Genomic DNA, 13,006 nt, shown 5'->3' with positions numbered 1-13,006 from the left:
TAAGGGGTAACTGAAAACTTCAATCAGGACGGTTGAGCCTGATTTTTCAAATGTCCGAAACTGGCGGGCTTGCGTGCCTTGCCTGGCAGTTGAACGTCCCCATTGGCCACCCTTTGACGCAGATACTGATAGGTCTGCAGTGCCTGGCCGTACATGTGTTCGCCGATCGTGATTTCTTCGTAGTCGTTGCCTCCCTGGGTGAACCCGGGCAGCGGTTTGATCTGGGTGTGATAGTCGCAGGCATAAAACAGTGGAAAGGAATAACGCTCCTCCTTCACGCTCCGCACCCGGTGCGCAGTGGCAACGAATGCGCCTGCTGTCATCACTTCCAGCATGTCGCCGATGTTGACCACAAAGGCGTCGGCCATCGGTGGTGCATCGATCCATTGTCCAAGGTTGTTCATCACCTCAAGGCCTGGTTTGTCGGCCAGGAGGATGGTGAAACACTCATAGTCAGTATGGGCGCCAAGACCCGGTGCGTCATGGGCGGCACCGTCGAAGGGGTAGTGGATCAGGCGCAGCTTGGACGGCGGGCGGGTGACCAGGCTGTCGAAGTAATTTTCTTCCAGGCCCAGGGTCAGGGCAAAGCCGCCGAACAGGCGCCGGCCCAAGGCGAAGATCGCTTCATAGTAGGCCTGCACCGACGCCTTGAAACCCGGCAGTTGTGGCCAGTCGTTGGGCCCCAGCAACGGGGTGTTGGCCAGCACCAGCGGATCATCGGCCGGGACTTCGAAGCCGACGTCGAAGGCTTCCTTGTGGTCCGGCTTGCCTTTGGAATAGACCTCTTCGCCTTCGGGCACAAAGCCCTTGTGGGTTTGCGAGGTGCCGATGTAGTGCCGCATCTTGGTGTCGAAGGGCTGATCAAAAAAGTCCTTGGCCGCCTTGCGCAGGTTGGCGATCAGCTGCGGGTCGATACCGTGATTGGTGATATAGAGGAACCCGACTTCGCTGGCGGCGCGCCCCAAATGTTCGGCCACGGCCAGGCGGTGCTCCAGTTCGACGCTGAACAGACCGGCGATGTTGACCACCGGGATGCTATTGAAGTTGGCTTTGTGCGTGTCAGTGCTGGCGCTGTTGTTTTTATTGTCAGGCATGACGCATCGGCTCCCTAAGGATGGCTTGAGTGGTGGAAACGCTCGAAGTGTTCGCGCTCGGTCTGGCCCATCCACACGTTCAATGACCACAGATCGGCGACCGGGACATTGGTGAAGGGCAAATGATGCAGGTAGCCGTCAGCGCCGAATTCCGGGGTCAGGGTACTGACCTGGTAACCGCGGGCTTGCTGCGAGCGCCAGATGCTTTCCCAGTGCTGCTGATGGAAAGCCAGTTCTTTTGCATATTCGGGAGCCGCCGGGTGCGGAACTTGCGGGCCCTGGTCGTAACCGACCCGTGCCTGGATATGGTGAACCCGCTCGATGAAAGCGCTCAAATCATCGGCCGGGTCGTTCAACAGACGCTCGCAGGTCACGACCCAATGGCTGATGTCACTGGTGAACAACAGATCGGGCAGTTGCCGGATCAACTCCAGGGTCACCCAGGGGTTGAACAGCGAACGCGAGCGGTGAGTTTCGAAACTGCAGACCTGGCCGTGCTTGCGCGCCAGTTCCAGCGCCTGGCCAAAAAACTCCACTTGTTGTGGCAAGGACCAGCGGTCATTGCCCGCCAGTACGTTGACGAAACGTGGGCCGAGCTCGGCAGCCCAGGCGAGTTTCTGATTGAGGTCATTGAGGTGGACGGCAGGGGTCGCCGACTGCTCCGGCAGCACATCGTACGCCGTGAAAACCGTGCTGATGTAACCCAGGCGATTGGCGTGGAGAAAGGCGGCGAACTTAGCCCGTTCACGGGCGTCCAGTGGCAGACGTGCTTCCATTCCATCAAAGCCCGCCTGCAGCAGCTCTTCAAGTGCCTGGGCCTTGCTGGCGGTGTAACCCCACAGCGTGCGGAAAATTTCCAGCTTCATCGGTGATCCTCAAAAATTCTCAGGCCTACTGCAAAAGCACTTCGACAAAGCCAGCCGGCACTGCCGTGGCTGGTTCACTGTGGAGCCGATGTTAGGCATAGGCGGCGGGGTGGAAGAATCCGAAAATTCAAATGAATACTTCAGACTTTCTTCAACAAATAGCTAGCTACTTATCGTGCTTTTCAAGGGGGATTTTATGGGCGAGTAGGTGTCTATGCTGGCTATTAGCGAGGGGTGCCATTGTTACGGCATCATTTTGAAGAGTCTCAAGCGAGACTGGGGTGCTTCGATAGACCTTCCGGGGCGTCTGCCGCATTCATCTTCTGGATCACTAACCCGATAAACGCCGTTACCGCGAGCGGCAGGTGCCGGCGACTCGGATAGAGCACGTTCATGCCGTAACCGTTGGGTTGGTAGTGAGGCAGCACCGGTACGAGCACGCCGGCCTGAACGTCGAGCCTGGCCATGACGGGCGGCAGCAGCGCGATGCCGAGTCCGGCCACGGCGGCCTTGCGCAGTGCCTGCGCGGTATTTGCGCTAAAACGCCCGGCCACTTGCACTTCTTCCTCACCCTTCGGGCCGACCATCCGCCATGTAGCGTGACCGCTGGGATGCGCGGAGATCACGCAATCGTGGCTCAGCAGATCCTGCAACGTGCGGGGTGAGCCACGCGCTGCGATGTAGGCGGGGCTTGCCACCATTCCGACGCTACGCGGGTCAAGGATCTGACGACCGACATAGCCTGAATCGCGCAAAGACCCGCCACGAAAGGCGACATCGATCTGTTCGGCGATCAAGTCAGCCTTCGCATCGCTGAGCACGAAGTCGAGCCGCACGCGAGGATGTGCTGCGAGAAACTCGGTCACCCACTCCATCTCGAAGAAGTCGAAGAAGTCGGCTGGCGCCGCCACGCGCACCAGGCCGCTGGGCTCGCCGCTGCCCGTCATCAACTCCTGTCCCGCTTCGAGAAGGCCGTCGACCGCTCCCGCGCAACGCTCATAAAAATCCTGACCAGCACTGGTGAGCGTGAGCTTGCGGGTTGAGCGTTGCAGCAGCCGCGTACCGAGATTTACTTCGAGCTGCTGGATGCGACGACTCACTGTATTGGGCGGCATGCCCAGCCGTCGCGCCGCCTCTGCAAAGCTGCCGCTGCGTACCACCTGCACAAACATGGCGATGTCGTTGAGGTCGAGCATGGCGGGGCATTCCTGTCATAGGTGGACGAGTGCAATCCAATTCTATCGGCTAATCAAGCAATCGTCCCGGCTCTATTGTTTGAGGTATCGGGCCGCTAGGCTGCCACTCTCCTGTGAGTAATCATCATGACCATTCAGCAACAACCTCCTATCGGTATCGTCCCAAGCGCTACACGCGAAACCGTGACCCACCGCGCAATCAGCTACCGCACCACTGGTAGCGGGCATGGCGCTATTGTCCGACTGATGAGTCCTTCCGATCTGGGCCACCTGATCAAGCCTTTCGTTTTTCTGGATCTGTTTGAAGGTGAGAGTTCATTCATAGGCGGCATGCCAATGCATCCGCACTCGGGGATCGCCACCGTCACCGTCATTACTGAAGGCAATTTGCGCTTCGAGGATGCTGATTCGGGTTCAGGGATGATCGACTATGGTGGTGTTGAATGGATGCGGGCGGGCGGCGGGGTCTGGCACGGAAAGGAGATGTCGGCAGGGACATCGAAGCGCATTCAAGGTTTTCAACTGTGGGTTGCATTACCGCCCGCGTTGGAAAACGCCAGTGTCGACAGCCAATACCTGGAGTCAAGCGCGATGCCTGAAGTGGGGCCTGCGCGGGTGATTCTTGGTGCGTACGAAGGTGTCCAAAGCCCGGTCCGCGCGCCTGCTGGAATGAACTATTTACTGGTAACGCTACGCGCCGGGGAATCCTGGACTTATGCGCCGCCCAATGGGCACGAGTCATTGTGGTTGAGTGTCAGTCGAGGTGCTCTTTCCGTGCCTGGGATAGTCACTGCGGGGGAAATGGTTGTCTTCGAACCAGGTAGCGGTGCCGTTACGCTGAAGGCCCTGCACGAAGATACGGTCTTCGTCATCGGTTCAGCGGCACCGCATCCCTATGATCTTGAACTGGGGAGCTACTCGGTCCACACCAACCCGCAAGCCTTGCGTGAGGGCGAGGCAAAAATCGCAGAGATTGGCGTTCGCTTGCGTGAGTACCTGCAAAATCCAGTCAAGTCGAGTACCGTGCCAGTTTTCAAGTAACCCCAACGCCCGGCCGGACCAGGCCTGAAAGCGCAATACAGTTCAACGAAGTTGGCCAGGGTAGGCGGCTTTCGGGCTGAGACAAGGAGAGGTGAATAATGAGTTCATTTAGAGTTCGCGAGCTAAAAAGCACTGACACGCAAGCGTTGCTGGCATTCGAAATTGACAACCGTGAATGGTTCGAAACGCATATTGATGCGCGTGACCCTTATTTCTACTCGTTGCAGGGTGTCGCCGCTCACATTGAAGGCTATTTAGCCGATTTTGCCATCGGCGCCTGGCACCCGTTCGTTATCGTAGATTCCAGTGAAACAATAGTGGGTCGAGCCAACCTGAAAAGCATCGACAGGTCCGAGCGCTCGGCAGAAGTCGGCTATCGGATTGCTCAAAGCGTTTGCGGGCAGGGGCTGGCAACACTGGCGTTGAAACATCTGATCCAGGAGGCACAGGTGCGTTGGGAACTTCGGCAACTGGTTGCTTATGTCTACGAGGAAAACGTGGGCTCAAGAAAAGTGCTTGATCGGTGTGGATTCTTGTCTGAACAACTGTCTTGTAACAACAAGAGCGGGGATGAATGCCGGTTTGTGCTAACGATTTAGTCGACGATACTCCTCAGGTTTTCACCTCGTGTAGGAAGCATCCCTCTGCTTTTTCAACAACGCTGGAGGCGCGTGTTTAAGCGCCTTCAAGTTTACTTCCTGAAAGCTACAAAACCTTGCGCCGTTGCCTACGGTTACGCCAGAATCCGCCGGCTTGTGCGCCTTGGGGCCCGTCGGTAACTTGAGTCCTGTCACTGCCCATCAGTGATCGGGTTTAGCAGCCCGCGTTAACTCGGCTGTGCATGCATCTGTCCTGTAGGTATTTCATTACCTGTACTTGATGGTAGCTGTACGTAGGGCGCCCTCGGGCGCGCCGGATTGCTGGGTTACCCGGTCTGCTAACCTGCGTGCAGTTGCCACCCTCTTTGTTTAGCAGCAAGAGGTTGGCACATCATTAGGTAACTCAGCATATGAAAAAGCCTACACCGAACCCGCCGGACACCGACCCGGTTTCCCCGTACAAACCCGATTCCAAAAAACTCAATGAGGCCGCCGAGCGTGCCCTCGATTTTCACTTCTCAATTGCCGACATCAAAGCCACGTCGCGCACACCTAACAAGAGTTTTTTCGTCGACCCAGAGAGCGATACCGAATCCCTGGTAGTTTATTTGGTCGAGACGCTGGCCTCGGTTGATGTGATGGTCCATCAGTTGGTGGATCATCTGGACGGTGAGTCGCGCTATGCGCTGCTGGGTATTTCCAACAGCATCATGCTGGCCGAGATCACGGCCAATCGAGTGCTGGATCAGATTGATCCGCCGGAGTAAGTAGCTGCAAAAGATCAAAAGATCGCAGCCTTCGGCAGCTCCTACATTTGAAACGCGATCCCCTGTAGGAGCTGCCGAAGGCTGCGATCTTTTGGGGCAAAGAGGAAAAGAGCAGGGCCTGTGTATCGCTGTGTATCCGCAGCTGCTATGCGGAGACTGACTTACAAATGCCCCTCGATCCGGATACATCCGGGATACACGGTTGCAGTCAAATAGCCCTGCCTTAGCGAGAAAGCAAACGCTCCTCGCCCCCCGGCTTATCGCCCTCGTGGCATGATCCTGGCGGCCTGGCCTCACACTGTATCCGGAGTAATAACCATGTCCCGTATGTCGAACAAATCCCGCATTGGCCTGATCGCAGTTGCTCTGGCCGGCAGCATGAACCTCGCCTCAAGCGCCTTCGCCGCAGATGCACTGCCACAAGGTTACCAACTCGCCTCGACGGAAAAAACCAGCGAAGGCAAGTGTGGCGAAGGCAAGTGCGGTGCCAGCGAAACCGGCGCCAAAGTCACCAAGACCAGCGAAGGCAAATGCGGTGAAGGCAAGTGCGGCGATGCGTCCTTCGCCCGTACCGACACTGACCAGGATGGCCGCGTTTCCCTGAAAGAACTGCTGACCGTGGCCCCGCAGGGTGGTGAGGAATTCAAGGCGATGGACACCAACAACGACGGTTTCCTCTCCGAAGGCGAGGTCTACAAGTTCCGCACCAACCAATACACCTCCAATGGCAAGAAAGTACCGACTGAGCTGTTCACCAAATTGAGCAAAGCCCAGAGCTGATTGTTCGGACGCCTTCGCGAGCAAGCCCGCTCCCACATTAGATATCAGGCGTGCCTTGGATTGCGGGCACTCCACAAAACCAATGTGGGAGCGGGCTTGCTCGCGAAGGCAGTTAGTAGGGCGACACAGGAATACCTGCATCTTCGAGCAGTTGAAAACGCCCTGCGCAGTATTAATGCCCCGGCATTGGACTGCTTGGGCGTTTTACATCGCGTTTTCGCCTGACCGAGTCAGGGCTCGCAATGCGGCTCGGTTGAGGCAACCGGGGTGTACGCAGTAACAGGCTGATTTCTTCTGCGCTGACCGCTTTGCTGAAAAAGTGGCCCTGAATCTCATCGCAGCCGTTTTCACGCAGGAAGGTTTGCTGCTCTTCGGTTTCGACACCTTCGGCAATGACCTTGAGGTTCAGTTTGTGCCCCAACGAAATCACCGCGGTGGCGATGGCTTTGTCGTTCTCGTTGTCGGGCAGGTCGCGCACGAAAGACTGGTCGATCTTGAGTCTCGCGATCGGAAAGCTTTTCAATGCTGCGAGGCTGGAGTAGCCGGTGCCGAAGTCGTCGATCGAGAGGCTGATCCCCATTGATTGCAGTTCCTTCATTTTGCTGATGGCTTGCTGAAGGTCTTGCATGATCAGGCTTTCGGTCAGCTCCAGCTCAAGGTACATCGGGTCCAGCCCGGTTTCTTGCAAGGCATGCATCACCCGGTCGATCAGGTCCCTTTCGACGAACTGGCGTGCAGAAATATTCACCGACATGGTGATCGGCGGCCAGCCCGCATCCTGCCAGGCCTTGTTCTGTCTGCACGCGGCATGAATCACCCAGTCGCCGATGGGCACGATCAACCCGGTTTCTTCGGCCTGCGGAATGAATTTGATTGGAGACACGATGCCGAGTTCGGGGTGCTGCCAGCGGATCAGTGCCTCTACTCCGATAATCTGGCCTGACTGCAAATCCACCTGTGGCTGGTACAGCAGCAGGAACTCGTCATGGTTGAGTGCGTTTCGAAGCCCGTCTTGCATGGCGAGCTTGCCCTGAACCTTGTTATTCATCTCGCTCGTATAGAACTGGTAACTGTTGCGACCCAGTTCCTTGGCCCGGTACATGGCGGCATCCGCGTTGCTGAGCAACGTGTCGGTATCGCTGCCGTCGGCAGGGTAGGTGGCCAACCCCATGCTGCAGGTGACGTGGAGTGTATGCCCGCTGAGTTGAATCGGTCGCAGGATGGCTTCCTGGATTTTGTGCAGGGCTGGAGTAACGCCGTCGAGGTCTGAGGGCTGGTCGAACAGGATGATCACAAACTCGTCGCCACCCAGTCGCACGACGGTGTCGGTGCGGCGTACGCACTCCAGCATGCGCTGGGCGACGGTTTTCAGCAGTTCGTCTCCAGCACTGTGTCCAAGGCTGTCATTCACCAGTTTGAATTTGTCCAGATCGAGAAACACCACCGTCACCAGGCGGTCGTAGCGCTGGGCATAAAGCATCGCCTGCTTGAGACGGTCTTCGAGCAGTGTGCGATTCGGCAGCCCGGTCAGTGCGTCATGGTCGCCCATATAGCGAATGCGCTTTTCGGTAAGCTGGCGTTCTATCGCAATACCGGCAAGCGGTGTCGCCATGTCAATCAGTCGCGTCTCGGCCGAGCTGGGGCTGCGTACGGTATTGGAATACAAGGCAAACGTACCCAATACCTTTCGCTCATGGGACAGAATCGGCGTCGACCAGCAGGCTCGAAATCCATAGGGCGCAGCGGCTGAACGGTACGCTTCCCACAGCGGATCCAGCTCGATATCCGTGACGATGACCGGTTCTCGTCGATACACCGCGGTGCCGCATGAACCGACGTTCGGACCGATCGCAATCCCGTCAATGAGCTGGTTATAGGCTTTCGGCAAACTGGGGGCCGCCCCGTGCAGCAGGTGTTTGCCATCCTCATCCAGCACCAGGATGGACACCATCATCCCCTTCAACTGGGACTCCACCAGGTGAGCCAGGCTGTCGAGGACTTCTGCCAGCTCGGTGCTCCTGGCGATCAACTCCAGGACATGACGTTGTCCGGCACGGATCACGGCTTCTTGCTCCAGTCGGCTGTTTTGCAGCGCGAGCCGCTCTGTGGCGATACTCAATTGGACCGTTCTTTTTTCCAGTTGAAGTCGGTCTTTGAGGAATTGATTCACCGCGCGAGCCATGTTGCCGATCTCGTCTTTCCCATGTTCTGCCATCATCAAATGCGTTTTGTCAGTGTGTTCCTGACGCAATTGCCGGCTTATTTCATTCAGACGCATGAGCACATGACGGCCCATGAAGACCCGGGTCACGAACCAGGCGAATACCAGGCTGGCGCCCAACATGATCAGCACCCATTGCTGGCTACGATTTGAGGCTTCGACCAGGCGCTGCAGGGCTTCGCGATAGTCTTCGGTGTAAGCGCTGGATTGCGCACGGGCCACCGCGACCAGAACCCCAGCCTCATTCTTCAGTTCCTCATTGAAGCGCTGTATGACGTTGTGCTGATTGATGAGCTTCAGGCGCAGGGAGAAGAGATCAGGCGTCCCCACATCGGCGTCGGGTAACTTGCCTGCGGTGCGTGACAGGCGCTCATATCGGATCCGCAGCCGTTGCACGGCATCATTGTCAACAGCCTGCGGCAGATCGAAAAGTAACACCGCCAGTTCGAGGCTGGCCTGGGTCTGAGTCGCGGTTAACCGGGCGGTGTGATCCTCCATGGTTTGTTCGAAGGTGACCTCGGTTTGCAGCAGGCCTTCTCGCAGCTGAGCAACGATGTTGGCGGTATTGCGGAACATCTGACTCGACTGATGCATGTCGAGTATCGCCACGCCACTGTTCGCGGCAGTCAGCTGCTGCACCAGTTGATCAAGGGCTTCAAGCTGTTCGACAGTCGCCGCATAGCTTGAACGCAGGGTGTCGGGGGAGCGGGTTGTCAGGAGCTGATCGGTCTGGCGTTCGATCAGCAAGGTACGCTGCAGCATGTCTTGCCCATCTTGCATGCGGACCAGTCGTTCATCCGTCAGCTGGCGGGTGGCGTTGTTTGACGTGCGCACGGCGTAGACCGCCGTTGCACCACTCGCCAGGATCAGCAGCGCCAGCGTCAGAAACGCCAGTGTGAACTGTGCGCGTAGCGATTGCGGCAATAGCCGGCGTCCGAGCCGGGAAATAACGTCCAATGTCATGGATTCCATTGGTGGCGATAGATGTCTCGATAGCCATTGTCAGGGTCGTACTGGAATTTCTTCCCGCCGTCGAAGGCAATATTGTCGGCATTGACCAGGTGAATCGGCGCGACGAAGCCGCTCACCGGCTGACCTGCAAACAGCCGGTTCAATTCATCCATCACTTGCCAGCCATGCAGGTTGAGCGGCTCGGCCACGGTGACGGTCTGGTAAGTTTTTGCCTGTATGCGCAAGAAAGCCGAAGCGCTGCCATCGCCGGCAGACAACAGACTGATGCCGTCGCTGGGTATTGCGGCGTTGGTCAATGAGGCAATCGAGTAGTCGAAATAGATATCGTTGATGGCCAGCGTGTGGGTCCAGCGTTTGCCATAGCGCTGAAGCAGCTCCTTGGTGATCGCCGGCATCTTCTCGCCACTTTCGGAGATCGCGACATCGCGCACTTCCAGCAACGTACATTCCTGACAGGCCCGAATGACGTTTTCCATGGCCTTGGCTTTCGCCATGGCGATGCTGTACTTGGAGTCGGTCAGGATGACCACGCCGGCGTGTCCGTTTGACTGTGCCACCGCCGCCATGGCCGTGAGGCGAGCCACTTCGAGCGGGTCGGTCGTGACGTTCATGGCCACCGGCGTGCCGTCAATCGGCCCGGGCCGTGCCCCGGCGTGCCAGCCAACCACCGGCACATCCCTGTTGGCGAAGAGGATCAGTGCCGCATTGTTCTCAAGGGCATCGGAGCCGCACAGAATGAGGCCGTCGGGTTTCGCTGCCAGGGCATCGGAAAAGGCCTTGGCGCGTCCGGCCGATGATCCAGCGCCGTCGAATATCTTCAGGGTCCAGCCCATCGCCTTGGCAGCCTCGCGAGCACCTTGCGCGACACCGACAATTCCGCCGTTACGCAAATCTTCTGCGACAAAGGCGATGCTCTTGCCCGGCAGGGCTTGCGGGCCGGATTCAGGGCCGCTCCAGCGAACGGCTTCGAGAGTGGCCCTGGAAACGATTTCCTGCGCTTGAATCACCGTAACCGTGGCGTTTTCGACACCCGCTGTGGTTGGCAGGTTCTGGCCGAATCCGGGCGTTGCGGTGAAAAGACAGAAAACCGTAATTGAAGCGATCCAGAGTAGCCCGGGTCTGGAGTCGATGGCGCGATCAAAGTCTGGCATGGCGTCCCTTTTTGCCAAGAGTGCAGCGTTCACTGTCCGAAAGGATAGTCGGTTCTGCTGTCATCCGGTCTTTTGTGGGCAAAGTGCGCGAACTTTAGTCCTGAACATTCAGGAAACGGGACAGGGTCCATGGCACAAAACAAGGGACGAAGGCCAATTGCATCGTTGACTACATTGAGTGGTTTTACAAGGCTTCGGCACAATCCACTGAACTCAAGCACACCCACGCCTTTACAAAGCGCTGTTGTACAAATCCGTCACCAGCATGCAACCGGGGGCGTGGGTGATGCACAGCGGCGGGCGTGAGGCCTGCACCACCGATTGAGGTGTCACACCGCACGCCCAGAACACCGGTATTTCGTCAGCTTCAATGGGGACGGCGTCGCCGTAGTCCGGGGTGTCGAGCGCGTGGATGCCGATCAGCGACGGATCGCCGATGTGCACGGGAGCGCCGTGGACATTGGGCATGCGTGCGGTGATTTGAATGGCCTGGATGGCGGCAGCGGCTTTCATCGGCCGCATGCTCACCACCAGCTTGCCGCCGAGGCGAGCGGTGGGGCGCGTGTCGATGTTGGTCTGGTACATGGCGACATTGCGTCCTAGATCGATGTGCTTGAGGGGTATGCCGGCATCCAGCAACGGTTGTTCGAAGGAGAACGAGCAGCCGATGGCGAACGCCACCAGGTCATCTTGCCAAAGGTGTTCGATATCCAGCGGTTCTTCGTTCAGTTCGCCATCGCGATAAACCCTGTATCGGGGCACATCATGGCGAATATCAATGCCTGCTCCAAGATTGCGGAAATAAGGATCGCCCGGTTCGGTAATGTCGAGCAGCGGGCAGGCTTGACGATTGAGGGTGCAATACCTGAGAAACTCATTGGCCCAGTCACTGGGCAAAATCACGATATTGGCTTGCACCCGGCCTTGGCCCAAGCCGCTGGTGTGACCCTGATAGTGCCCGGCGGCGATGCTTTGGCGCAGGGCGAGAGGGGTGCTGCGCTGCAGTTGTTCGAAGGGCAGGGTAGGTTGGTTCATCATGGCATCTCGGCAGGTTCGTTGAGCCTTTTTAGAAAACCGTGGTGATGCCGTCCAACAAGGAATGTTGTTGCCCTCAGACAACTAAAAGTTATTCAGGGGGCAGTCGGCTGTCGAGGCCCGGTGCCGCCACCATAAGTAACGGACCGACATCCGCAGCGTATTGGCAGACCACCTGGCGGCTCATCTCGACGATGTTCTCGATCAGTTCCAGTCCGACCCCCGCGCGCCAAGAGGCCACGACATCCAGTTGCGGCAAGCGGCTGCCGGGGTCCAGCTGGATCAACTCGCCGCTGGCCAGGGGTTTGGCCACCAGTGCCGCCGGCAAGGCGCCAATACCAAAGCCGTCACGAATCAGCCGGGTCATGGCCGACACCGAGTTAACGCAACTGACGCGCGGTGCGCCGATGCCATGGGCGTGCAACAGGTTGAGCACATCCTGATGCGGTCGTGAATGTTTGACGAAGGTGATGATGCGCTCGCCGGCCATCTCGGTGAGCGAGGCATAAGGCCGGGCATAGATCGAATTGCTGGCGGCGATCCAGTGCATGGGATAGTGCGCCAGTTCGAGGTTGCGCACGCTTTCGTGGCGGATCAGGTCTGTCTGGAAAACGATGTCCAGATAGCCCTTTTGCAGTTGCTCGCAGAGATTGCGCGCGGCGTCGGCAGTGATCTCGATTTCCACGGCAGGGAAGGTCTGCATCAGGGTCGACATCAACGGGCTGAGCCAGGTGTGAATCACCGTATCCATCACGCCAATGCGCACCAATCCCTGCTGCGGGCTGGTGTTGTCCAGCGAGTGTTTCAACGCACGCTGAACCTCGAGCATCTGCTCGGCATAGTCGAGCACCTTGAGACCTTCAGGCGTCAGCGACACCCCGCGTGAATCGCGCACGAACAGGCGCAGGCCCAACTCGTCTTCCAGCGCGGCGATCCGGCTGGAAATCGCTGCCTGAGTGCTGAACATTTTCTCGGCGGTCAGGCTGAAGCTTTGCAAGCGGGCGACCCAGACGAAGGTTTCGAGGAATTTGAGGTTCATGGCGGTTCCCTTGGCGCTTATGGCTCTTGTAATGAAGGGGCGAGTTGCAATTGTTACTCCAGAGTCCGCCATCGCGGGCATCAAATTTTCTTATGCATAACCTCGTCTTTTTCCCGTTTGACGCCGTTCTGCCCCTGCACGAAGAATCCGCCCCACGACGTAGATCGCTGCGTCCGCCCCCCACGACAACGCCTTCACAAAAAAATAATGAGGCGTGTCCGTCATCTTCGTTTGCTGCCGCAGGA

General features: G+C 57.9%; 11 protein-coding genes. 4 read left to right on the top strand and 7 right to left on the bottom strand.

Annotated features, from left to right (window positions below):
- Positions 1 to 23: 23 nt before the first annotated feature.
- From KGB03_RS18260 to KGB03_RS18250, 3 genes are all read right to left on the bottom strand, one after another.
- Positions 24 to 1,094 (bottom strand): isopenicillin N synthase family dioxygenase, encoded by a 1,071-nt coding sequence (locus KGB03_RS18260; RefSeq protein ID WP_192408238.1) that lies wholly within the window; start codon positions 1,092 to 1,094, stop codon positions 24 to 26.
- A 14-nt stretch (positions 1,095 to 1,108) separates the two neighbouring features.
- Positions 1,109 to 1,960, bottom strand: coding sequence for a sugar phosphate isomerase/epimerase family protein (locus KGB03_RS18255; RefSeq protein WP_223528038.1), 852 nt, complete (start codon positions 1,958 to 1,960; stop codon positions 1,109 to 1,111).
- A gap of 266 nt (positions 1,961 to 2,226) precedes the next feature.
- Positions 2,227 to 3,156, bottom strand: coding sequence for a LysR family transcriptional regulator (locus KGB03_RS18250; protein WP_223528035.1), 930 nt, complete (start codon positions 3,154 to 3,156; stop codon positions 2,227 to 2,229).
- A gap of 126 nt (positions 3,157 to 3,282) precedes the next feature.
- Here KGB03_RS18250 and KGB03_RS18245 point away from each other — a divergent pair, with 126 nt between their 5' ends.
- The 4 genes from KGB03_RS18245 (at position 3,283) to KGB03_RS18230 (ending at position 6,343) form a co-directional block, all read left to right on the top strand.
- Positions 3,283 to 4,197, top strand: a complete 915-nt coding sequence (locus KGB03_RS18245) for a pirin family protein (RefSeq protein WP_223528032.1) — start codon at positions 3,283 to 3,285, stop codon at positions 4,195 to 4,197.
- A gap of 98 nt (positions 4,198 to 4,295) precedes the next feature.
- A complete protein-coding gene (locus KGB03_RS18240) occupies positions 4,296 to 4,796 on the top strand; it encodes a GNAT family N-acetyltransferase (protein ID WP_223528029.1) in 501 nt (166 codons plus the stop codon).
- 410 nt (positions 4,797 to 5,206) lie between these two features.
- Entirely contained in the window at positions 5,207 to 5,563 is a 357-nt protein-coding gene (locus tag KGB03_RS18235; protein ID WP_223528026.1) for a DUF6124 family protein, read from the top strand.
- Between the two features lie 318 nt (positions 5,564 to 5,881).
- On the top strand, positions 5,882 to 6,343 hold the full coding sequence (locus KGB03_RS18230; RefSeq protein ID WP_223528023.1) for a hypothetical protein: 462 nt from the start codon (positions 5,882 to 5,884) through the stop codon (positions 6,341 to 6,343).
- A gap of 172 nt (positions 6,344 to 6,515) precedes the next feature.
- Here the strand turns inward: KGB03_RS18230 and KGB03_RS18225 are convergent, their stop codons facing one another.
- The 4 genes from KGB03_RS18225 to KGB03_RS18210 form a co-directional block, all read right to left on the bottom strand.
- A complete protein-coding gene (locus KGB03_RS18225; RefSeq protein ID WP_223528020.1) occupies positions 6,516 to 9,536 on the bottom strand; it encodes an EAL domain-containing protein in 3,021 nt (1,006 codons plus the stop codon).
- Positions 9,524 to 10,687: a substrate-binding domain-containing protein gene (locus KGB03_RS18220; protein ID WP_223528017.1), complete on the bottom strand. Its 1,164-nt coding sequence runs from the start codon at positions 10,685 to 10,687 to the stop codon at positions 9,524 to 9,526. Before KGB03_RS18220 ends, KGB03_RS18225 begins: the two co-directional genes overlap by 13 nt.
- Before the next feature lie 231 nt (positions 10,688 to 10,918).
- On the bottom strand, positions 10,919 to 11,722 hold the full coding sequence (locus KGB03_RS18215) for a putative hydro-lyase (protein WP_223528082.1): 804 nt from the start codon (positions 11,720 to 11,722) through the stop codon (positions 10,919 to 10,921).
- A gap of 91 nt (positions 11,723 to 11,813) precedes the next feature.
- Positions 11,814 to 12,761, bottom strand: coding sequence for a LysR family transcriptional regulator (locus KGB03_RS18210; protein ID WP_008145748.1), 948 nt, complete (start codon positions 12,759 to 12,761; stop codon positions 11,814 to 11,816).
- Between the last annotated feature and the right edge of the window lie 245 nt (positions 12,762 to 13,006).

This window comes from Pseudomonas sp. BF-B-26, from assembly GCF_019956495.1.
Classification (GTDB): Bacteria; Pseudomonadota; Gammaproteobacteria; order Pseudomonadales; family Pseudomonadaceae; genus Aquipseudomonas.
Note: the sequence above shows the minus strand (reverse complement) of the source record. Positions and strands in the feature narration are given on the sequence as shown.

Excerpts from the sequence above, each read along its gene's own strand:
- KGB03_RS18260 (WP_192408238.1), bottom strand. The coding sequence starts at position 1,094 with ATGCCTGACAATAAAAACAACAGCGCCAGCACTGACACGCACAAAGCC.
- KGB03_RS18255 (WP_223528038.1), bottom strand. The coding sequence starts at position 1,960 with ATGAAGCTGGAAATTTTCCGCACGCTGTGGGGTTACACCGCCAGCAAG.
- KGB03_RS18250 (WP_223528035.1), bottom strand. The coding sequence starts at position 3,156 with ATGCTCGACCTCAACGACATCGCCATGTTTGTGCAGGTGGTACGCAGC.
- KGB03_RS18245 (WP_223528032.1), top strand. The coding sequence starts at position 3,283 with ATGACCATTCAGCAACAACCTCCTATCGGTATCGTCCCAAGCGCTACA.
- KGB03_RS18240 (WP_223528029.1), top strand. The coding sequence starts at position 4,296 with ATGAGTTCATTTAGAGTTCGCGAGCTAAAAAGCACTGACACGCAAGCG.
- KGB03_RS18235 (WP_223528026.1), top strand. The coding sequence starts at position 5,207 with ATGAAAAAGCCTACACCGAACCCGCCGGACACCGACCCGGTTTCCCCG.
- KGB03_RS18230 (WP_223528023.1), top strand. The coding sequence starts at position 5,882 with ATGTCCCGTATGTCGAACAAATCCCGCATTGGCCTGATCGCAGTTGCT.
- KGB03_RS18225 (WP_223528020.1), bottom strand. The coding sequence starts at position 9,536 with ATGGAATCCATGACATTGGACGTTATTTCCCGGCTCGGACGCCGGCTA.
- KGB03_RS18220 (WP_223528017.1), bottom strand. The coding sequence starts at position 10,687 with ATGCCAGACTTTGATCGCGCCATCGACTCCAGACCCGGGCTACTCTGG.
- KGB03_RS18215 (WP_223528082.1), bottom strand. The coding sequence starts at position 11,722 with ATGAACCAACCTACCCTGCCCTTCGAACAACTGCAGCGCAGCACCCCT.
- KGB03_RS18210 (WP_008145748.1), bottom strand. The coding sequence starts at position 12,761 with ATGAACCTCAAATTCCTCGAAACCTTCGTCTGGGTCGCCCGCTTGCAA.